The sequence below is a fragment of the Arthrobacter oryzae genome (genome assembly GCF_031454875.1).
In the GTDB taxonomy this organism is placed as follows: Bacteria; Actinomycetota; Actinomycetes; order Actinomycetales; family Micrococcaceae; genus Arthrobacter; species Arthrobacter oryzae_D.
This window is the reverse complement of record NZ_JAVDRQ010000003.1, coordinates 367,571-387,894: the sequence shown is the minus strand read 5'-3', so window position 1 is coordinate 387,894 and position 20,324 is coordinate 367,571. Positions and strand designations below refer to the sequence as shown.

Annotated in this window: 20 protein-coding genes; 16 read left to right on the top strand and 4 right to left on the bottom strand. The window is 66.1% G+C overall.

From position 1 onward, the window contains the following. Positions 1 to 33: 33 nt before the first annotated feature. Entirely contained in the window at positions 34 to 825 is a 792-nt protein-coding gene (locus J2805_RS07730) for an SDR family NAD(P)-dependent oxidoreductase (protein ID WP_309974620.1), read from the bottom strand. A 102-nt stretch (positions 826 to 927) separates the two neighbouring features. Further along, positions 928 to 1,713 carry an IclR family transcriptional regulator gene (locus tag J2805_RS07725; protein WP_309974617.1) on the bottom strand — a complete coding sequence of 262 codons (786 nt, stop codon included), beginning with the start codon at positions 1,711 to 1,713 and terminating at the stop codon, positions 928 to 930. Between the two features lie 149 nt (positions 1,714 to 1,862). Between J2805_RS07725 and J2805_RS07720 the strand changes: the two genes are divergently transcribed. Further along, positions 1,863 to 3,602, top strand: a complete 1,740-nt coding sequence (locus J2805_RS07720; protein WP_309974614.1) for an FAD-dependent oxidoreductase — start codon at positions 1,863 to 1,865, stop codon at positions 3,600 to 3,602. A 147-nt stretch (positions 3,603 to 3,749) separates the two neighbouring features. Here J2805_RS07720 and J2805_RS07715 read toward each other — a convergent pair whose 3' ends face one another. Continuing rightward, entirely contained in the window at positions 3,750 to 4,397 is a 648-nt protein-coding gene (locus J2805_RS07715; RefSeq protein WP_309974611.1) for an acVLRF1 family peptidyl-tRNA hydrolase, read from the bottom strand. Between the two features lie 52 nt (positions 4,398 to 4,449). Here J2805_RS07715 and J2805_RS07710 point away from each other — a divergent pair, with 52 nt between their 5' ends. The 15 genes from J2805_RS07710 to nusB all read left to right on the top strand — a co-directional run bounded on the left by J2805_RS07710 (position 4,450) and on the right by nusB (position 18,804). Next, positions 4,450 to 5,874, top strand: coding sequence for a replication-associated recombination protein A (locus J2805_RS07710; protein WP_309974608.1), 1,425 nt, complete (start codon positions 4,450 to 4,452; stop codon positions 5,872 to 5,874). A gap of 236 nt (positions 5,875 to 6,110) precedes the next feature. Then, the gene (locus tag J2805_RS07705; protein WP_309974605.1) at positions 6,111 to 6,509 is read left to right on the top strand and encodes a cupin domain-containing protein; all 399 of its coding nucleotides are present in this window, start codon (positions 6,111 to 6,113) and stop codon (positions 6,507 to 6,509) included. 239 nt (positions 6,510 to 6,748) lie between these two features. Further along, positions 6,749 to 7,375 carry a 30S ribosomal protein S4 gene (gene rpsD / locus J2805_RS07700; protein WP_011692125.1) on the top strand — a complete coding sequence of 209 codons (627 nt, stop codon included), beginning with the start codon at positions 6,749 to 6,751 and terminating at the stop codon, positions 7,373 to 7,375. Between the two features lie 145 nt (positions 7,376 to 7,520). Then, complete coding sequence (locus J2805_RS07695; RefSeq protein ID WP_309974599.1) at positions 7,521 to 7,895, top strand: DUF948 domain-containing protein; 375 nt, start codon at positions 7,521 to 7,523, stop codon at positions 7,893 to 7,895. 19 nt (positions 7,896 to 7,914) lie between these two features. Then, a complete protein-coding gene (locus tag J2805_RS07690; RefSeq protein ID WP_309974596.1) occupies positions 7,915 to 8,145 on the top strand; it encodes a DUF6167 family protein in 231 nt (76 codons plus the stop codon). 208 nt (positions 8,146 to 8,353) lie between these two features. Beyond that, positions 8,354 to 11,032, top strand: coding sequence for an alanine--tRNA ligase (alaS, locus tag J2805_RS07685; RefSeq protein ID WP_309974591.1), 2,679 nt, complete (start codon positions 8,354 to 8,356; stop codon positions 11,030 to 11,032). Between the two features lie 7 nt (positions 11,033 to 11,039). Next, positions 11,040 to 11,639 (top strand): Holliday junction resolvase RuvX, encoded by a 600-nt coding sequence (ruvX, locus tag J2805_RS07680; RefSeq protein WP_309974589.1) that lies wholly within the window; start codon positions 11,040 to 11,042, stop codon positions 11,637 to 11,639. Beyond that, on the top strand, positions 11,636 to 13,384 hold the full coding sequence (gene mltG / locus J2805_RS07675; protein ID WP_309974586.1) for an endolytic transglycosylase MltG: 1,749 nt from the start codon (positions 11,636 to 11,638) through the stop codon (positions 13,382 to 13,384). The genes ruvX and mltG overlap by 4 nt, the downstream gene beginning before the upstream one ends. Then, positions 13,381 to 14,241, top strand: coding sequence for a shikimate dehydrogenase (locus tag J2805_RS07670; RefSeq protein WP_309974583.1), 861 nt, complete (start codon positions 13,381 to 13,383; stop codon positions 14,239 to 14,241). The genes mltG and J2805_RS07670 overlap by 4 nt, the downstream gene beginning before the upstream one ends. 26 nt (positions 14,242 to 14,267) lie before the next feature. Beyond that, positions 14,268 to 15,467, top strand: a complete 1,200-nt coding sequence (gene aroC / locus J2805_RS07665; protein ID WP_309974581.1) for a chorismate synthase — start codon at positions 14,268 to 14,270, stop codon at positions 15,465 to 15,467. Further along, on the top strand, positions 15,467 to 16,066 hold the full coding sequence (locus tag J2805_RS07660) for a shikimate kinase (protein ID WP_396134250.1): 600 nt from the start codon (positions 15,467 to 15,469) through the stop codon (positions 16,064 to 16,066). Before aroC ends, J2805_RS07660 begins: the two co-directional genes overlap by 1 nt. Further along, the gene (gene aroB, locus J2805_RS07655; protein WP_309974577.1) at positions 16,063 to 17,154 is read left to right on the top strand and encodes a 3-dehydroquinate synthase; all 1,092 of its coding nucleotides are present in this window, start codon (positions 16,063 to 16,065) and stop codon (positions 17,152 to 17,154) included. Before J2805_RS07660 ends, aroB begins: the two co-directional genes overlap by 4 nt. Positions 17,155 to 17,168: 14 nt before the next feature. After that, entirely contained in the window at positions 17,169 to 17,687 is a 519-nt protein-coding gene (locus J2805_RS07650; RefSeq protein WP_396134262.1) for a tol-pal system YbgF family protein, read from the top strand. A gap of 143 nt (positions 17,688 to 17,830) precedes the next feature. Continuing rightward, the gene (gene efp / locus J2805_RS07645) at positions 17,831 to 18,394 is read left to right on the top strand and encodes an elongation factor P (protein WP_309974571.1); all 564 of its coding nucleotides are present in this window, start codon (positions 17,831 to 17,833) and stop codon (positions 18,392 to 18,394) included. Beyond that, positions 18,394 to 18,804: a transcription antitermination factor NusB gene (gene nusB, locus J2805_RS07640; protein ID WP_309974568.1), complete on the top strand. Its 411-nt coding sequence runs from the start codon at positions 18,394 to 18,396 to the stop codon at positions 18,802 to 18,804. Before efp ends, nusB begins: the two co-directional genes overlap by 1 nt. Positions 18,805 to 18,934: 130 nt before the next feature. Here nusB and J2805_RS07635 read toward each other — a convergent pair whose 3' ends face one another. Continuing rightward, the gene (locus tag J2805_RS07635) at positions 18,935 to 20,215 is read right to left on the bottom strand and encodes a PrsW family intramembrane metalloprotease (RefSeq protein ID WP_309974564.1); all 1,281 of its coding nucleotides are present in this window, start codon (positions 20,213 to 20,215) and stop codon (positions 18,935 to 18,937) included. Between the last annotated feature and the right edge of the window lie 109 nt (positions 20,216 to 20,324).

Sequence of the window (20,324 nt, the reverse complement as noted above, 5' to 3'; positions counted from 1 at the left end):
GTACTGCCTTTCAGGAGGAAGAAAGTGGGCCGGTCAGACGGCGGTGTAGCCGCCGTCGATCACGAGCTCGGAGCCCGTGGTGAACCGCGATTCGTCGGAGGCCAGGTACAGCACGCCGTAGGCAATCTCGTCCGGCTGGCCCTGGCGCGGCAGCGGGTTGGAGCCGACCAGCTGCCTGTAGTAGGCCTCGGGTCCGATGTCGGACTGTTCGGCCGAGCGGCGGCTCATTCGGGTGTCCATCGACCCGGGGTGGATGGAGTTCACGCGGATCCCGTAGCTTCCGTAGGCGGCCGCGTCCGACTTGCTCAGGAGCCGGACGGCGCCCTTGGTGGCGTGGTAGAGCGGCACATTCCTGCCGCCGGTGAGGCCGTGGATCGAAGAGAAGTTGATGATGCTGCCGGCGCGCTTTTCGATCATGCCGGGGACCACGTGCTTGGTCATCAGCCAGACGCCCTTGACGTTGACGTTGAAGATGGTGTCAAAGTCCGAGACTGACGCCGTGTGCGAGGCGCCGGCGGGGCCGATAATTCCGGCGGCGTTCACCAGGATGTCCGGCGTGCCCACCTCGTCGCGGACCCGGCGGAGCGCGTCGGCGACGCTGGCCTCGCTGGTGACATCGACGTCGTACTGGCGAATGTTGGTCCGGGCCTCCGCAACCGGGATGCCGGCAACGTCCAGGCTGGCAACGACTGCGCCGTGTTCAGCCAGGAGAGCGGCGGTGGCGCCGCCAAGGTCGCCGCGGCCTCCGGTGACGATTGCGGTCTTTCCGGCCACTCGGTTCAGTGTGGGATTCATGGGGTGCTCCTCGTGCTCCTGCAGCCTCATCGCTGCCTCCTAGCCAGAGTGGCAGGGGAGCTGTGACCGGAACCACACGATTGCCGATGAACGGCAAGAGCCCAATTTTGTGGCTCTGCTCAGTGACTCTGTTCAGTGGCTTTGCCGGAGAGTGCCCTTCAGCTCGCCCCGCCAGCCCAGCGCCCTGGAAATGCCACGGGCGGCGGCCATGAGGACGGGCACCCGGGCGGCCGCGTTCTCCTCGTTGCGCGGCACCACCACGCTGAGCGCGGCGCGGACGTTGTTGTCGGGGCCGAAAACCGGGACGGCGATGCCGCTGGATTCGGGCACGATCACACCGGGCATGGCCGCGAAGCCGCGCTGCCTGATTTCGGCCAGGTGGCGGCGAAGCAACGCCGGATCGGTCAGCGTGGTTTCGGTGAACTTTGTCAGGGGCCGGGCCAGGAAGCTGTCCTGATACGCGGCGGGTGAGTGGGCAAGCAGGACCAGTCCCGAGGACGTGGCATGCACCGGCAGCCTGCCGGCTATCTTGGTGATGTCCACGATGGTCTTGTCCGAGCCCAGCCGCTCGATGTACAGGACCTCGTCCGAATCCAGGATGCCCAAGGTGGTGGAGTGCTGCACCACCGCCTGGACGTCTTCCATGAACGGCAGGGCTGCCTCCCGCAGCCCCAGCATCTTGGACCCCCGGGACACAAGCTCCCACATCCGGGTACCGATATGGACGTCACCGCCAGGCTCGCGTTCGAGGAGCCGTTCGAGCAGCAGTTCGTTGACCAGGCGGTACGTGGTGGTGACGGGCAGCCCGGTCCGGCGCCCCAATTCGGCCACGCTCATGGCGGTGTGGCGATCGTCGAACGCACTCACGATCTTCACAAAGCGGACGATGATCGATTCGCCGGATGCGGAATTGGCCACATGTCCTCCTCAGGATTCCCGCTCAATGGTAATTCTCCTCCCCGGTGCCGGTACTGACGCGTCTACTGGGGTTTAGCCTTCCACCCGGCTGTCTCGAAGATGCGGGCAGCCGGCTGAGACCGACACTACGAATGAACAGGGCGGGAACCATGAGCAAGAGCAAAGCCGCAACCACAGTCTGCGACGTCCTCGTTATCGGCTCCGGTGTTGCCGGTATGGCCGCAGCGCTGAAAGCCGCTTCACAGGGGTTGACCGTAATTGTCGCGGAAAAGGAACAGCACTTCGGCGGAACCACCGCAATTTCCGCCGGCTGGGCGTGGGTCCCCGGCAACAGGCAGGGCGTGGCGCAGGGTGATACCCGCGAGGAAGCCGAGACGTACCTGAAGCACCTGGCCCCGGAGACCTTCAACGAAGCAGGCGTCAGGGACTTCCTGGACACCGTCCCTGAAGCGGTCTCCTTTTTCGAGAACGAAACCGAGGTGAAGTTCACCTACCCGGAAAAGTCGCCGGACTACCAGATGGACCTGCCCGGCGCGAAACTGTCCGGCCGTGCCATCCTTCCGCAGGACGTTGACGCGCGCGTGCTGGGGGACAAGCGACTCCTCATGCAGCCGTACCTGAGTTCCTACACTGTTTTCGGGTACATGCCGCAGGTGGGACCGGACATCAACGAATTCTTCCACGTAAACCAGTCGGTGAAATCCTTCGTTTATGTGGCCCGGAAGCTGCTGCGCACCTGGGCCGACGCCGCCCGTTACAAGCGTCCCGTCCTGCGTTCCAACGGCAACGCGCTGATGACCCGCATGGTCAAGAGCGCCGACGACTTGGGCGTGCGCCTGTGGAACTCCTCACCGGCCCTTTCCCTGACGCGCGACGACGCCGGAACCGTCACAGGCGCCGTAATCGGCGGCGAGCACGGCGCCACCGTGACGGCGCGGCTCGGCGTGATCCTCGCCGCCGGCGGTTTTTCCGGCAACAAGGAACTGCGGCAGCAGTACTTCCCGCACGACGCCGACGGCGACGACCACTTCACGCCGACGGTCGGCCACGGCGGGGATGCCGCCACCCTGGCGATGACCGCCGGCGGGCACATCGACGATGCCGTGTCCAGCGTAGGTTCCTGGGCGCCGGTGACCGTGTTCAGGTACCTCAACGGCCGGCAGCGGCTTTTTCCGCACCTGCGGGCGATCGGCCTGCCCGGCCTGATCGCCGTCGACCGTCACGGCAAGCGCTTCGGAAACGAAGCCCTGAGCTACCACGACTTCGGCGGAGCGATGATCGGTCACAACAGCAACGAGGACAAAACGTTCGGGTATGTCATTGGCGACGCCAGGACGATGCACAAATATGGCATCGGCTATGCCAAGCCCTGGCCGATGCCGCGCGGCTACTTCTACAAGACCGGGTACCTGGTCAAGGCGAACACCCTGGCGGACCTGGCCGGAAAGCTCGGGATCGATCCGGACGGACTCGCGGCGACCGTGGCTGAATTCAACCCCTCAGCGGAACGCGGCGAGGATCCGGCGTTCGGCCGGGGCTCCACCCTCTACAACAATTTCCGCGGGGACATGGACCACAAGCCCAACCCGAACCTGGCCCCGGTGGGCAAAGGCCCGTACTACGCAGCGAAGATCCAGATGGGCGACCTGGGCACTTTCGCCGGCGTCGGCGTCAACGAGAACTCAGAAGCCACCACCGCGGAAGGAACCGCAATCCCCGGTCTCCTGGCGGTCGGAGCAGCGGCGGTCAGCGTCTTTGGCGGCGGCTACCCGGGCTACGGCTCACACATCGGGCCGGCCCTCGTGTTCGGTTACCGGGCCGGCCGCGACGTCGCCATGCTGGCGGCTGCCAGGGGTGTGGACCGCGCAGCCACCGTGGAAGTCGGCTAGGGCGCAGGGCCGGAGGTACTGCTGCGCGAAGAAAAGCGGCGTCCGTTTCGACGGTTCCCTGCGCCCTCGACGCTCCGCACCGTCGAACCGGCACGGAACCGTCGAAGCGGTGGTGGGGAGGCACTTTGTCGAAGCGGCGGGGGAGGTCTAAGCCGGCGGATCCGTCACCAGGATGCGCACCGAACACAGATCCGCGGCTGCCCGCTTCAGGACGGCGGCGCGCGGATCCGGAACGTCCAGGAACGGCAGCCGGGTCAGCGCGGCGTAGCGTTTCAGCACAGGTTCGGCGAGGACCTGCTCGGCAAGGGCGCGGTCGCCGCCCGGCGCCAGGTACTCAATCCTGTGGTCCGCGAAGATCCTGGCGGCGTGCCCGGCAACCGCCTCCACGAGGGCATCCGCCTGGTTGGCCCGCCGCCGGGCGAAGCGCTGCTGCGACCAGCCGCCGGCGGCGGTCCTGGACTGCACGTGGCGGGTGCCCGTCTTGGCAGCCAGGGCGGCGCCGTCCCGGACAACCGCCACGGAATAGCCGCCGCGGCGGACAAGGACCAGCCCGAGGGTGCGGGACTGCGCCGCCAGCGACGCGAGCCGCGCCACCGCATCGGGTCCAGTTCCGGGCCGCCCGGCGGGCGGCCACGGCGGCTGCAGCAGGGCCACGGCGCCGTCAGCCGCGGACAGTTGCAGGCCGCCGTCGGGCTCTTCCGCCGTCAGCGTGCCGTGGCTCGCGGCGAAGCGCTCCACCCACCCCGGCAGCCGCGCGCCGGAGACAAACGCCACTCGGGACTCTGGGGTGGGCATCGCTGGGGTCTCCGTTGTCTTCGCTGTCATGAACTAGAAGTAGCCTATCTATGTGGATGATCTCTTTGGCCAGGGGCCGGATAACGACGACGACGGCGGGACAGCGGCGCCGTCCGGTTCGACGGTTTCCGGGCCGGCCGCCGGCCGGACGCAGCCCCGGAGCCCCCTTGCGGTCCGGATGCGACCGCGGACGCTCGACGATGTGGTGGGCCAGCAGCACCTGCTGGGCCAGGGGTCCCCGCTGCGGCAGCTGGCCGCCGGGGCCGGTGCCGACTCCGCCGGACCGGCCGGGCCGACGTCGCTCATCCTCTGGGGACCCCCGGGAACCGGCAAGACCACGCTGGCCCATGTGATCGCCAAGGGTCCCGGCCGGAAGTTCGTGGAGCTCTCCGCCATCACCGCGGGCGTAAAGGACGTGCGGCGAGTCATGGACGACGCCCTCACCGCCAGGGACCTGTACAAGACCACCACTGTCCTTTTCCTCGATGAGATCCACAGGTTCAACAAGGCCCAGCAGGACGCGCTGCTGCCCGGGGTCGAAAACCGGTGGGTGGTGCTCGTCGCCGCCACCACGGAAAATCCGTCCTTTTCGGTCGTCTCCCCGCTGCTGTCCCGTTCGTTGCTGCTAACCCTCCGCCCGCTGACGGATGCGGACATCGAGGGCCTGGTCCAGCGGGCCGTGGCCGATGCCCGCGGACTGAACGGAAAGGTGAAGCTCAGCGATGAGGCACTGGCCCACCTGGTCAGGCTGTCCGGCGGCGACGCGCGCCGCGCGTTGACGGCCCTGGAGGCGGCGGCGGGCGTGGCTTTCGGTGACGCCGACGACGCCGACGACGGTCCCGTCTCCGTGGAGCTGCGCCACACCGAACGCGCCCTGGATGTTGCAGCCGTCCGGTACGACCGTGCGGGGGACCAGCACTATGACGTGGCCAGCGCCTTCATCAAATCCATCCGCGGCTCCGACGTCGACGCCGCACTCCACTACCTGGCGCGCATGCTGGAAGCGGGGGAGGACCCCCGGTTCATCGCCCGCCGCATTGTGATTTCGGCCGCTGAGGATGTTGGCATGGCCGACCCCACGGCGCTGCAGACCGCCGTAGCCGCTGCCCAGGCCGTGCAGCTGATCGGCATGCCCGAGGGACGCATCGTGCTGGCTGAAGCGGTAGTGCATCTGGCGACGGCGCCGAAGTCCAACGCCGCATACATGGGCATCAACAAGGCCACTGCCGACGTCCGGGCCGGCCTGGGCAACGGGATCCCCGCCCACCTCCGGGACGCGCACTACCCGGGATCCAAACAGCTCGGACACGGGCAAGGCTACAAGTACGCGCACGACGCACCGCATGGCGTGGCCACCCAGCAGTACCCGCCGGACGACCTCGTGGGCCGGGACTATTATGAGCCCACCGCCAACGGCGCCGAACGCGATATTTCCACCCGGCTGGAGCGGCTGCGGAAGATCATCCGCGGCGGCTGACGGGGACCCCTGCGGGACTGCAACGACGGGCCAGGGGCAGTACCCGTTGACTTCCCGCCGCGGAGGGCTAACGTTGAATTACGTCAGCACAGATCTGTTGAACGTGCGCGTGCCATGAGGGGGACATCAGCACAAATGCCGGTAATTTGCACACCCAGGCTTCAGGTCGGCTGCCAATACTTCATCAGCCTGGCACCATCACCATGCGTCTCATCCCAGTTCCCAGGTAGTGTCCCATGTCCGTAAATTTCGTCACAGCAGTGTCTGTTAAGTCCTTTGACGTCCCCGACAAGAGGCGGTGCCCGGACAAGGCGGAGTTCGACCTTGTCACCGTCAACGACTACTCGGTGGCACGTCTTATCCTCAACCCGGGCTGGCGGTGGTCCGAGAGCAGCAAGCCCTTCGAGAAAACAGACTTCTGCCAGCACAACCACCTCGGGTTCTGTGTCTCCGGAGTCCTGGAAGTGGAAACCGCCGACGGCGTGCGGTCCATTATCCGGGCCAACGACACCTACACGCTTCCCCCCGGCCACGATGAGTGGGTAGTGGGCGCCGAACCATTCATTGCCGTGGAGTTCCTCGGCGCCGCTTCCTTCGGCCGGCAGTCCAGCCACGGTGTCCACGCCCGGATCTGACGCCGAAGCAGCTGACAGCATCGTGTTCCGACTGCGGACGATCAGGGCCGTGGCCGGCACCGTGGTAGGATTGTTCGTTGTCTGGCAAGGCGCGGACGCACAATCCCCCTGTATTTGAGCAGCTCACGCTGTTGGTGTGGTTATGCCTCGTGCCCAGTAGCAAAAGGCAGCGGTTGGCCGATGCTCTCCATCGTGGAGGCCAGTAACACTGACACACCGCAGATATTGGAAGGACACAAGTGGCTAACAACACTCGTGCTCGCCGTACCGCACGCCTCTCGCGTGCACTCGGCATTGCTCTGACCCCCAAGGCCGCCAAGTACATGGAGCGCCGCCCGTACGGCCCCGGTGAGCATGGCCGTGCCCGCAAGAAGCAGGACTCCGACTACGCCGTACGTCTGCGCGAAAAGCAGCGTCTGCGCGCCCAGTACGGCATCCGCGAAGCCCAGATGACCCGTGCCTTCGAAGAAGCACGCCGCACCAAGGGCCTGACCGGTGAAAACCTGATCGAACTGCTCGAAATGCGTCTCGACGCCCTCGTGCTGCGTGCCGGCTTCGCCCGCACCATCGCCCAGGCCCGCCAGCTGGTTGTGCACCGCCACATCCTGGTTGACGGCATCCGCGTTGACCGCCCGTCCTTCCGCGTCGGCGAGGGCCAGCTGGTCCACGTTCACAGCCGCAGCGAAACCATGCCTCCGTTCCAGGTTGCAGCGGCCGGCGCACACCGCGACGTCCTGCCCCAGGTTCCGGCTTACCTGGACGTCAAGCTTGACGCCCTGCAGGCACGCCTGGTTCGTCGCCCGAAGCGCTCCGAGGTTCCCGTAACCTGCGAAGAGCAGCTCGTCGTCGAATTCTACGCACGCTAAATACCAGCAGCGTATACAAAGAAGCCCGTGGCAAGCGCCGCGGGCTTCTTTGTATGTAAGGTACTGGGGGGAGTTCTGCAATAGCGGCATTCGTGCCGCTGCGGACCCTGCAGCAGTCCACGGAATCACAAGGAGATGAACGTCTATGTCTGGTGGCGATATTGCCGGCCTGATCGCGGCAGGGGTGTTTGCGCTCCTCGTGCTGCTTCTCGCCGTGCCCATCCTGAAGCTCGGACGGGTTTTTGACGAAGTCCGGTCGTCCATCCGTGCGATCAGCGACGGCGCCACCCCGCTCATGGACGAAGTCACGGCCACGGTTTCCACCACCAACCAGCAGCTGAAAAAAGTTGACGGCATCTCGTCCAACGTTTCGGATGCTTCAGCCAACATCTCCGCGCTCTCGTCCCTCGTGGCCGCAACGGTGGGATCACCGCTGATCAAGGTGGCAGCCTTCAGCTACGGCGTCCGCTCGGCCCTGTCAGCCCGCAAAAAACCCGCCACCGGCCGCCGCAGCCGCTAATCCAGACGGAGAGCACCCAATGAAAAGAATTCTCTGGATGGGAATCGGTGTCGCAATCGGCGTCATCGCGTTCCGCAAAATCAGCGAGGCCCAGTCCACCCTTGGACCCGAAGGCCTCAACCGGGCGGTCGGCCGCCTGGCTGACGGGATCTACGACTTCGCGGACGCCATTCGGGACGGGATGCAGGAACGGGAAACCGAGCTGCGGACAGCGCTGGGCATCGACAGCCAGGACGTGGCGCGGCGCTAGCGCCTGCCGCCAGGACGGCCCGCCCGGCGGTCCGGTGTCGTGCGGAAATTACACCGCCCGGCGTGGGGGAGAATTAAACAGGCGGCCCCGGCAGATGCCACGGCAAAATGCCCAGGCCAGCCACGCGTCGAATTGCGTGAACTCACGCATCTGACCAATACGCAGCAGAACTACATGCAGTACACCAAGAAGGGTAAGTAACCAGGTTATGAAGTCGCAGGAGATCACCAAGCGCTGGATCGACTTTTTTGTCAGCAAGGGACACACGGCGGTGCCCTCCGCCTCCCTGGTCTCCAGCGACCCCTCCCTGCTGTTCACGGTGGCCGGCATGGTGCCGTTCATTCCGTACCTGACAGCCCGCGAAGAGGCGCCCTACAACCGCGCCACGAGCGTGCAGAAGTGCATCCGCACCGGCGACATCGAGGAAGTCGGCAAGACAGCACGCCACGGCACCTTCTTCCAGATGTGCGGCAACTTCTCCTTCGGCGACTACTTCAAGGAAGACGCCATCAAGTTCGCCTGGGAACTGCTCACCACGGGCGTTGACGACGGCGGCTACGGCCTGCCGCCCGAGAAGCTTTGGGTCACCGTCTATGAAGAGGACGACGAGGCCGAGCAGCTCTGGCTCAAGAACACGGGCATGCCCGCCGAACGGATCCAGCGGATGGGCAAGGCGGACAACTACTGGTCCACCGGCCAGCCCGGCCCGGCCGGCCCCTGCTCCGAGATCTACTACGACCGCGGCCCGTCCTACGGCGTCGAGGGCGGCCCCATCGCCGACGAGAACCGCTACGTTGAAATCTGGAACCTCGTGTTCATGCAGTACCAGATCGACAACGTCCGCTCCAAGGTGGACTTCGACATCACCGGCGAACTGCCCAAGAAGAACATCGACACCGGCCTCGGCATGGAACGCCTCGCAATGATCCTGCAGGACGTCGAGAACATGTATGAGACCGACCAGGTCCGCCCTGTGATCGACAAGGCCGCGGAACTGTCCGGCCGGGAGTACACCTCCGCGGAGTCCGCCGACGATCCGCACCACACGGACGACGTCCGGATGCGAGTCGTGGCCGATCATATCCGGTCCGCCCTGATGCTGATCGCAGACGGCGTGACCCCCTCCAACGAAGGCCGCGGCTACGTACTGCGCCGCCTGATTCGCCGCGCCGTGCGCTCCATGCGCCTCCTCGGCGTCGAAAAGGCCTGCCTGCCCGATCTCCTGCCGGCATCCCGCGACGCGATGAAGGGCGTCTACCCGGTGGTCGAGACCGACTTCGACCGCATCAGCCGGATCGCCTACGCCGAGGAGAAGGCCTTCCTGCGGACCATCGCGTCCGGCACGGCCCGTCTTGAAGACGCCGTCAAGGATTCCAAGGCCGCCGGCCGGCCGTTGTCCGGCGCCGACGCTTTTGCGCTCCACGACACCTACGGGTTCCCGATCGACCTGACGCTGGAAATGGCGGAAGAAGCCGGCCTCAGGGTTGACGAGCCCGAATTCCGCAAGCTCATGCTGGAGCAGCGCCAGCGTGCCCAGGCCGACGCCAAGGGCAAGAAGGGCTCGCACGCGGACCTCAGCGCCTTCCAGGAGCTGCTGTCCGAAGGCGAGACTGTCTTCACCGGCTACACGGAGCTTGCCGGCGAATCCAAGGTCCGCGGCATCCTTGCAGGGGGCCGCAAGGTCTCCCAGGCCTCCACGGGCGAGGAGATCGAGCTCGTGCTGGCGGAGACTCCGTTCTATGCCGAGGCCGGCGGCCAGGCGGCCGACACAGGACTGATCACAGGCGACGGATTCGTCGTCGAGGTCCTGGACGTCCAGCGGCCCGTCAAGGGCCTGAGCGTGCACAAGGCAATCGTCCGCGAGGGCGAAATCGGTGCAGACTCCCTCGTGCAGGCCGCTGTGGACCGCGAGCGGCGCCACTCGGCAGAACAGGCCCACACCGGAACGCACATTGTGCACGCAGCCCTCCACCAGATCCTCGGCCCGGAGGCCCTGCAGCGCGGCTCGTACAACAAGGCGGGCTACCTGCGCTTCGACTTCGCCTGGGGCGAGGGCCTCAGTGCCGCCACGCGCTCGGAGATTGAGGAAGTTTCCAACCTCGCCATCCGGAACAACTTCCAGGTGGAGACCAAGGTCATGGCACTTGCCGAGGCCAAGGCACTGGGCGCCATGGCGCTGTTCGGCGAGAACTACGGCAATGAAGTCCGGGTCGTGGAGATCGACGGCGCATGGTCCCGCGAGCTTTGCGGCGGCACTCACGTGGCCAACACCTCGCTCATCGGCAGTCTCTCCCTGCTGGGTGACCAGTCCGTAGGTTCCGGCAACCGCCGCGTGGAGGCCTTCGTCGGCATGGAGGCTTTCCGGCACCTCGCCGCCGAGCGTGCCCTGGTCACGGAGCTCACCGAAATGCTGAAGGTGCCGTCCGGCCTGCTGGCAGACCGCATCGCGACCACCCTCACCAAGCTCAAGACAGTCGAAAAGGAACTGGAGCGCCTGCGCAAGGAACAGCTGACCGCAGCCGCTGCGCAGCTGGTCGGTACTGCCAAGGATGCTGCCGGAGTCAAGGTCATTGCGCACGACGCCGGTCAGGTCAGCGGCGCTGACGACCTCCGCGGGCTCGCCCTCGATCTGCGCAGCCGGCTCGGCTCGGAGGCTGCCGCCGTTGCGGTCGCCGGCGTGAGCAACGACCGTCCCGTGATCCTGGTCGCCACCAACGAGGCTGCCCGCACAGCGGGCGTCAAGGCCGGTGCGCTCGTCCGGCTTGCCGCCGGGATCCTCGGCGGAGGCGGCGGCGGCAAGGACGACGTCGCCCAGGGCGGCGGCACCGATGCCGCGAAGGTACCGGCGGCGCTTACCGCCGTCGTGGACGCCATCACGAGGCGATAACCGGACTGTGAATCAATCTGCTGCACCCGACGTCTACCCCCAGGGCATCAAACTGGGGGTGGACGTGGGCACTGTCCGCGTGGGCGTCGCTGTCTGTGACCGCGACGGCATCCTGGCCACACCCCTGAAAACGCTGGAACGGAATGCCAGGAAAAACACGGATGTCCGTGTGCTGGCCGCCCTGGCCGCTGAGCTTGGCGCGGTCCAGATCTTCGTTGGACTGCCACGCACGCTCAAAGGCGAAGAGCATGCCTCGGCACGGATGGCGACGGACTATGCGCACCTGCTGGCGGCGGCCCTGGAGAGTCGCGGCTCGGCAATACCGGTGCAGCTGATTGACGAACGGCTGAGCACCGTGACAGCCCACCGCAACCTGCACGAAGCTGGCATGAGCAGCCGGAATCACCGTAAGGTAGTGGATCAGGTTGCCGCTGCGGGAATCTTGCAGCACGCAATCGATATGCAAAAAGCCAGGGGAACGGATGTTGGAAGCCGCGTGTTCGCGGTTTCGCAGCCGGGGCTTTCCGGAGACACCGCAGCGGCAGACGCTGAGCAGGCAGTCTCCGGAACCAACGTGCAATCTTCAGACGATGGAAGGCTACAGTGAGCCCGGTCAACAGCGGCGAGTCCTCAGGTGACGAATTCAGTGACTCCGGACGTCAGCTGACGCGCAAGGAAATTCGGGCAAGGGAGAAGTCCCTGGTTACCGAAGGCAATGACGTCGTCCCACCGCAGGCGTTCGAAACCGGCCAGTCGCCGCAGTTCCCCGGCGGTACGGCCGGAACTGCCGGTTATGAGGACACAACCGGACAGCAGGGCGCCGATGTGCCCGTGGAAGCACCCCGCGTGCCGCCCGCACCCCCGTCCGTGCATGAGGCAGTGGCCCAGATGCCCGAGATGCCGCCCACTGTCCAGCACCACGAAGTGCCGGTGCACCACGAGGATGCGGTGCAGCACGAAGTGCCGGTGCGCCAAGAGGACGGGGTGCAGCACGATGTGCCCGTCCACCACGAGGACGCGGTGCAGCACGAAGTGCCCGTCCACCACGGGCTCCCGCACCCCGAAGCGCCCGAAGCCTACGACCCGCACTCCTACGAAGCACCGGGTGACCTGCACGCGGAACCCGGGCACCACCACTATGCGGACCCCCACGAGGACGAGGCACACCATGTCTACGATGATGCCGACGTCTTCGTTGCGGCGGACCATCACGACCATCCCGACCAGCACTTCGAGCCGGGGCACCCGCTGATGGGCACAGCCTCCTCGGTGGCAGTGGTTCCGGCAAAGTCCAAGAAGGTCCGGCGGCGCCGCCGCTGGCTGGCCCTGCTGCTGACCCTCGCAGTGTTCGTCACGGCGCTGGTAGTGGGGGCCCAGTTCCTGAAGCCGCTGCTGGGTGGAGACACCATTGCCGATTACCCCGGCCCCGGAACCGGGGAAGTGAACGTTTCCGTGGAGCCCGGCGAAGGCACCAGGTCTGTGGCCACCAAGCTCGCTGACCAGAAAGTCATTGCCAACCCGGACACGTTCCTGCGCGAGCTCACCGCATCCGGCGGAACCGTTGCGCCGGGGGAGTTCCAGTTCCGGCAGGAGATGAAGAATTCCGACGCCGTTGCCATCCTGCTGGGCAAGGGTGAAGGCAAAGTGATGTACTTTGCCCTCAGCGCCGGGCTGCGCATCGGCGAGTCGCTGCAGTCCATATCCGAGGGATCCGGCATACCGGTTACCCAGCTCAAAGCGCTCAGCGACGCCCCGGCACAGTTCGGGCTCCCGGAGAAGGCCAAGAACCTTGAAGGCTACCTGGCGCCCGGCGAGCACCGCTTTCCGCTCGGAACGCCGGCCAAGGAGATCCTCCAGACCCTGGTCACCGCCACCGTTGACGAGCTCAAGGCGCAGGGCGTCACCGATCCGGCGAAACAGTACGACGTCGTCACGGTCGCCAGCATCGTCCAGGCCGAAGGTGGGCAGGCCGAGTACGGCGACGTCGCCGGCGCAATCTACAACCGGCTCAAACCGAACAACACCGAGACGGCCGGCCTGATCCAGTCCGATGCCACGGTGACCTACGGGCTGGGAATCAAGAGCTTCCACATCGACGAGGACCAGAAGGCCGACAAGTCGAACCCGTACAACACGTACGCCAACCAGGGGCTTCCGGTGGGACCCATCGGATCGCCCGGCAAGAACGCGATCGATGCGGCTGCCAAGCCGAAGGCCAACGAGTACATGTACTGGGTGACCATCAACTTGGACACCAAGGAAACTAAGTTCTCGAAGACGCTGGCTGAGCACAACGTATACGTGGAGCAGTACAACGCCTGGTGCGCCGCGAACGCCGGACGTTGCACGTGACCTTCAAGGCCGCCGTTCTGGGGCATCCGATCAGCCATTCGAAGTCCCCGGCCCTCCACCGGGCCGCCTATGCCCGCCTGGGTGTGGACGTGGAATACACCGCCATCGATGTGACCGTTCCCGACCTGCCGGCGTTCATGGAGACGGTGCGCGGCGAGCCGGGCTGGCGGGGACTTTCAGTCACCATGCCGCTCAAGACCGCCATGGTGTCGGAGGTTGACGAGGTGCGCGGAGTTGCGGGCATCCTCGGAGTCGTGAACACGGTGGTGTTCGAAGCCGACGGGCCATCCGTCCGCCGGATCGGCTACAACACCGACGTCGCGGGCATCGTCAACGCGGTGCGGCATGCCGGCGTGGTGTCCGCCCCGTCCGCCGTCATCCTCGGCGGCGGCGGAACCTCCGCCGCGGCCATCGCGGCGCTCAAGGACCTGGGGGCGCCGTCGGCTGACGTCTTCGTCCGCGACGTGGGACGTGCTGCCGAAGCCCGCGCCGCGTCCGACGGCGTCGGACTGCCGATCCGGGTCCTCCCGCTGACCGGCGCGGCCGCGGCAATTGCGGCTGCCGACGTCGTAATTTCCACCCTCCCGCCCCGCGGTGCCGATCCCTTGGCGGGTCAGCTCGACGGCCTGCAGGCCGCAACCCGCGGGGTCCTGCTGGACGTGGCCTACGATCCCTGGCCCAGCCGGATTGCCGCCGTGTGGCAGCGCGGCGGAGGGACCGTGGTCCCCGGCCTGGAGATGCTGCTTTACCAGGCAGTGGAGCAAGTACGGTTTTTCAGCGGCCTTGGCGAGGAAGTCAACGCCGATGTCATAGATGTGATGTGTGACTCAGTCGGGGCACCCCGACGAGTGTACTAGCCGCCCTACGTGGCAGGATGGATTGTATGTTGCGTTGGTTGACTGCCGGTGAATCCCATGGTCCGGCACTGGTCGGAATTATTGAAGGCGTGCCTGCCGGTGTTGAACTCACCAGCGGCCAGATCGCCGATGCCCTCGCCCGTCGGCGCCTCGGTTACGGCCGCGGTGCCCGGATGAAGTTTGAGCAGGACGTTGTGACCGTCCTCGGCGGCGTGCGACACGGCATCACCCAGGGCGGGCCGGTGGCCATCCAGGTGGGCAACACCGAGTGGCCCAAGTGGGAGCAGATCATGGCCGCGGACCCCGTGGACCCCGACATCCTCGCCGACCAGGCGCGCAACGCGCCGCTGACCCGGCCCCGTCCCGGCCATGCAGACTTCACCGGCATGCAGAAATACGGCTTTGACGAAGCCCGCCCGGTCCTGGAGCGGGCCAGCGCCCGCGAAACTGCCACCCGCGTCGCCCTGGGCACCGTGGCCGCGCAGTACCTCAGGCAGCTGGGCATCGAACTTGTCAGCCACACAGTTTCCATCGCCAGCGTCACAGTGCCCGAAGGGCGGCCGCTGCCGGTGCCGTCCAACGTGATAGCCCTTGACGCAGACCCCCTCCGCTGCTTCGACCGTGAAACCTCGGACGCCATGGTGGCCGAGGTTGACGCCGCCCACAAGGAAGGCGAAACCCTTGGCGGCGTGGTGGAGGTCCTGGCCTACGGCCTTCCGCCCGGACTCGGCAGCTACGTGCACTGGGACCGCCGCCTGGACTCCCGGCTTGCCGCAGCCCTGATGGGCATCCAGGCCATCAAAGGCGTGGAGGTCGGCGACGGTTTCCTCACCGCCTCCCGCCGGGGCTCAGCAGCCCACGACGAAATCGTTAAAGACACTGACGGCCGGATCATCCGCACCAGCAACCGGGCCGGCGGAATCGAAGGCGGCATGAGCATCGGCGATGTCCTGCGCGTCCGTGCGGCGATGAAGCCCATTGCCACCGTTCCCCGCGCCCTGAAGACCATCGATGTGAGCACCGGGGAAGCCGCCAAGGCCCACCACCAGCGCTCCGATGTCTGTGCCGTCCCCGCGGCCGGCGTGGTGGCCGAGGCCATGGTGGCGCTGGTGCTCGCGGAGGCTGTGGCAGAGAAGTTCGGCGGTGATTCCGTCGCGGAGACGGCACGCAACATCAAGGGTTACCTGGACAACATTCCGGCGTCCCTGGACTCGATCGGCCAGTAGTGCCGGTCAGCAGCAGGAACGGCGCAGCGCCGCGGCGGCCCATCGCGCTGATCGGGCCCATGGCCGTGGGCAAGTCGGCAATCGGACACCAGCTCGCCCAGCAGCTGGGCGCGGCCTTTGTAGACACCGACATCGTGATCGTGGAAAACCACGGCACCATTGCGGACATCTTCGCCGCCCGCGGCGAGAGTGCGTTCCGGGAGATCGAAGCCCGGACCGTGGCACGGGTGATCGAAGACGCCCAGCACGCCAGCACCGTCATCTCGCTGGGCGGCGGGGCGGTGCTGGACTCCGGCACCCAGCAGCTGCTGGGCCGCTGCACGGTGGTCTACCTGGAGTGCGACGCCGAGACGGTGTCCGAACGCATCGCCCGAAATTCCGGCCGTCCACTCCTTGCCGGGGATGCCATGGGCCGCTGGCGCGCACTGTTCGCCACCCGTCAACCCGTGTACGAACGGCTGGCAGATCTCGTTTTCGATGTCCGCAGCGGATCCGTTGCGGATCTCGGACATCGCCTGGAAGAGGCGCTGCGTGAGTACGCGGCGGCGCAGACCGCAGCGGCGGAGCCAGTGGCCGCAACAAAGGAAGTTGAAAAGTGAGTAGCGAATCAACCGTCATCAAGGTCACCGGCAAGTCTGCCGCTGACAACTACGACGTCGTTGTGGGCCGCGGCCTGCTCGAACGCCTTCCGGAGCTGCTGGGGGAGCGTGTCAAACGCGTCCTGGTCATCCACCCGCGTGCCCTGCGGCTCACCGGCGACACCGTACGCGATGAACTGGCCTCCGCCGGGTTCACGGCGCTGACAGCCGAAATCCCGGACGCGGAAGAAGGCAAACACATCCAGGTTGCAGCATTTTGCTGGCAGGTCCTGGGCCAAAACGACTTCACCCGGTCCGACGCCGTTGTGGCCGTCGGCGGCGGCGCTGTCACGGACCTCGCGGGGTTCGTGGCCGCGACGTGGCTCCGCGGCGTCAAGGTCATCCATATGCCCACCAGCCTGCTTGGCATGGTGGACGCATCCGTCGGCGGCAAGACCGGCATCAACACCGCCGAAGGCAAGAACCTCGTGGGCGCTTTCCACCCGCCGGCAGCGGTGCTCGCTGACCTGGACACGCTGGGCACACTGCCGAAGAACGAGCTCATCTCGGGGATGGCAGAGGTTATCAAATGCGGGTTCATCGCCGACCCTGCCATCCTGGACCTCATCGAGAAGGACCCTTCGGCAGTCACCGATCCTCAGTCCGCGGCCCTGCGTGAACTGATCGAACGCGCCATCGCGGTCAAAGCGGAGGTGGTGTCCGAGGACCTCAAGGAAACCGGCCGGCGCGAAATCCTCAACTACGGGCATACGCTGGGGCACGCGATCGAGCTGGTGGAACGCTACTCCTGGCGCCACGGCGCTGCCGTGTCGGTGGGAATGATGTTCGCCGCGGAGCTCGCCCGCAGCGTGGGCCGCCTCAGCGACGCCGACGCCGACCGCCACCGCGCCATCCTCGAAACCCTCGGACTTCCGATCACCTACCGGCGGGACCGCTGGCAGGGCCTCCTCGACGGCATGCGCCGGGACAAGAAGTCCCGCGGCGACCTGCTCCGTTTCGTAGTGCTCGACGGCATTGCCCGGCCGGGGATCCTGGACGTACCCGACACGTCCCTGCTGTTTGCCGCCTACCAGGAGATTGCCTCTTGATGATGAGCGACGTGATGATCGACTCCATGGGCGGCACGAGTGAGTGGCCGGATGCCGGTTTCCCGGGCATCAAGATCAACCCGGACACCCTGATGCCTGGAATCGTTAACGAAGAAGCCTGCAGCTCCGCCCTTGAGGCGTCCTCGGATCCGGCGGACCGCATCATGGTCCTGCTGGTGGAAGGCCACGCCGCCGACGCCGCGGAGCTCCTGGCCGAAGCGCGCTATAACGACCCCGAATCGTTCCGGCTCCGCGCCTTCGAAGCCGAGGTCCTGCGGGTTTCCAAGCGCTTTGACCGTGCCGTGGATCTTTTCCGTCAGCTGCTGGGCGAGGTCCAGGGAACCGAGCTCGAGGCGCTGGCGCACCAGCACCTGGGACGCGCATACTACGCCGGCGGCAACACCGCGGCCGCTGTTGACGAGTTCGCAAAAGCCCTGGACCTGAGGGTCGCCGGGGCCGCGGACGCCGCGCTGATCTACTCTTCCACCGTTGCGCTGCAGCGGGCCCGGAACGTCCTCGACATGGCGTCCTAGCGGCCGTCGCACGAGCCTGCCGGCATTACCGGTAGAATAGTTCTTGGATTTTTGACAAATACTCGCTGGCGGCCTTTTGGTGTGCCTGCCTGACATAACCGGCTGGCGGCTAGAAGCGGTCAGATAGAAACCAGAGGATATCAGTGGCAACCACAAACGACATCAAGAACGGAACCGTGCTGAAGCTTGAGGGCCAGCTCTGGAACATCATCGAGTTCCAGCACGTCAAGCCGGGCAAGGGCGGCGCTTTCGTCCGCACCAAGATGCGCAACGTCATGTCCGGCAAGGTGGTCGACAAGACCTTCAACGCCGGCCTCAAGATCGAGACCGCCACGGTTGACCGCCGCGACTACCAGTACCTGTACCAGGACGGCGCGGACTTCGTGTTCATGGATACCCAGGACTTCGACCAGATCACCGTTTCCGGCGCCACGGTAGGCGACGCCACCAACTTCATGCTGGAAAACCAGATGGTCAACATTGCCATCCACGAAGGCACCCCGCTGTACATCGAACTTCCCCCGAGCGTTGTACTCGAAATCACCTACACCGAGCCGGGCCTGCAGGGCGACCGCTCCTCGGCCGGCACCAAGCCGGCAACCCTGGAAACCGGCTACGAAATCCAGGTGCCGCTGTTTGTTGAGAACAACACCAAGGTCAAGGTCGACACCCGCGACGGCAGCTACCTCGGCCGGGTCAGCGAGTAGTGAGCGCACGCGGTAAGGCCCGTAACCGGGCCCTGGATGTTCTCTTCGAGGCGGAGCAGCGCTCCCTTTCGGCCTTTGATGTGCTGCGGGCCCGCCGCGAAAAAACCGACCAGATCGTCAACCCCTACACCCTCGAGATCGTCGAAGGCGTGGTGTCCCACCAGGTTGCCATCGACGAATTCCTGGAGACCTACTCGCAGGGATGGACACTGGAACGCATGCCTTCGGTGGACCGCATCATCCTGCGCATCGGTACGTGGGAACTGCTCTACAACGACGACGTTCCCGACGGCGTAGCCGTCAGTGAGGCCGTCGCGCTGGCCAAGACGCTGTCCACGGACGAGTCGCCGTCGTTCATCAACGGCCTGCTGGGCCGGCTCCAGCAGCTGAAGCCGTCGCTGCTGGCATAGCCGCTGCAGTTTCAGCACCACGGAAAAGGGCTGGCGCCCGCCTCACGGCGGCCGCTAGCCCTTTCCCGTTTCTGCCGGCCCGGCGTATGCCGGCACGCCGCTTGGCGACCGGCCGTACCAGCGCCGTGCCTCAGCGCAGTACGGCATCCCGCCGGGCAACAATTTCGGCAAGCTGGCGGTGCTCGTCGAGCTGATGGGCGGGTACGTCCCGGCCGCTGAGGATCCGTTGCCTCGTGAAGGCAAGCCGGGTGGCCGAGCGGAGGAAAGCCTTCATCTGCGGTCCCCGGCCGAGTTGCTTTGCCCAGCGAACGGCGGACCGGCGGCCGCCGGCCGTTGACAGCATCTCCACCTCCGGCTGCGTGAACCACCCCGCTGCGGCATATTCCAGGAGCCGCTGCCGCGTCAGCCGCGACTCCGCCACCCGCAAAAGCACAATCACGATGACGGCCAGCACGAAGATGGGCACCTGAACCACGATGTACGTGACCAGGAAGTCCTGGCCCATGCTGTTCCACATGCTGTGCAGGAACATCGCCGGAACCAGGCCCACGAAGAACGCCAGCACCGACATTCCCGTGTGCCAGCGGCGCGCCGCAAGACCCAGGATAAGCCCTGTGGCTCCGGTGAAAATGGCGTGCGCGAACGGGGACATGACCCCCCGCAGGAAGAAAACCACCGCGAGGTCGGCGCCCGGTGTGCTGGACTCGGCGATGGCCCGTCCGAAATAGAGGATGTTTTCCGTGAACGCGAACCCGCCGGCAATGGTGAAGGCAAACACCACGCCGTCCACGGGGCCGTCGAAGTGCTTCCGCGCGAAAACCAGGAGCAGCAGCAGGCCCAGCGACTTGGCAAATTCCTCTACCACCGGAGCCTGCACTGTCACGGCAAAGGTCCCATAGTCCATGCCCACCGGCGGTGCCGCCGCCAGTGCGAAGAACGGCTGGATCAGCAGCGTGACCGAGATTGACACGGCGGCGCCCCAGAGGAATGCAAACAGGAGCAGGCGCTTGGGCTCCGGCTCCCAGCGGTCGATCACGTAGACGGCCAGCAGCACGGCGCTGAGTGGAATCAGGGACGCGATGAACCCGATCACGAATCCGGTAATGCCCGTGTTGCCCACAAGGTAGGGGAGGACCAGGAAAAGGCTGGCGAAGGCGAGGAAGCCTCCGCCGCCCACGAGCCCCATGACCCCCATGCTGGTGCGGTTGCCTGCAAAGGCAGGCGGCATCACCATGTGGGCGGCAGGGGCAAAGGTGTTGGCAGGAGCCGCGCGGTACTGATCGGGCGGGACATGGCCCATCCAGGTTGGGTTGGCCTGCCGGGACAGGGGCTGTCCGGGCCATGGGGGCTGCTGCCCGTAGCGTTGACCGCCGGGAGGATTGTGCTGCGGCCAGTGCTCATTCGATGTCATGGAACTGAGCCTATGTCCCCTGTGCTGTCGTCTCCAAGGTGGGCGTCCTCCCGGAACGGCGGCCCTCACCGGGCCCCCGGGTGTGATGTTAAACGCCTGCCCCACTGCC

What these genes read in the sequence shown, in the direction of transcription:
- J2805_RS07730 (WP_309974620.1), bottom strand. Translation starts at nt 825, where the DNA reads ATGAGGCTGCAGGAGCACGAGGAGCACCCCATGAATCCCACACTGAAC.
- J2805_RS07720 (WP_309974614.1), top strand. Translation starts at nt 1,863, where the DNA reads ATGAGCAAGAGCAAAGCCGCAACCACAGTCTGCGACGTCCTCGTTATC.
- J2805_RS07715 (WP_309974611.1), bottom strand. Translation starts at nt 4,397, where the DNA reads ATGCCCACCCCAGAGTCCCGAGTGGCGTTTGTCTCCGGCGCGCGGCTG.
- J2805_RS07705 (WP_309974605.1), top strand. Translation starts at nt 6,111, where the DNA reads ATGTCCGTAAATTTCGTCACAGCAGTGTCTGTTAAGTCCTTTGACGTC.
- J2805_RS07695 (WP_309974599.1), top strand. Translation starts at nt 7,521, where the DNA reads ATGTCTGGTGGCGATATTGCCGGCCTGATCGCGGCAGGGGTGTTTGCG.
- J2805_RS07690 (WP_309974596.1), top strand. Translation starts at nt 7,915, where the DNA reads ATGAAAAGAATTCTCTGGATGGGAATCGGTGTCGCAATCGGCGTCATC.
- alaS (WP_309974591.1), top strand. Translation starts at nt 8,354, where the DNA reads ATGAAGTCGCAGGAGATCACCAAGCGCTGGATCGACTTTTTTGTCAGC.
- aroC (WP_309974581.1), top strand. Translation starts at nt 14,268, where the DNA reads ATGTTGCGTTGGTTGACTGCCGGTGAATCCCATGGTCCGGCACTGGTC.
- J2805_RS07650 (WP_396134262.1), top strand. Translation starts at nt 17,169, where the DNA reads ATGATCGACTCCATGGGCGGCACGAGTGAGTGGCCGGATGCCGGTTTC.
- J2805_RS07635 (WP_309974564.1), bottom strand. Translation starts at nt 20,215, where the DNA reads ATGACATCGAATGAGCACTGGCCGCAGCACAATCCTCCCGGCGGTCAA.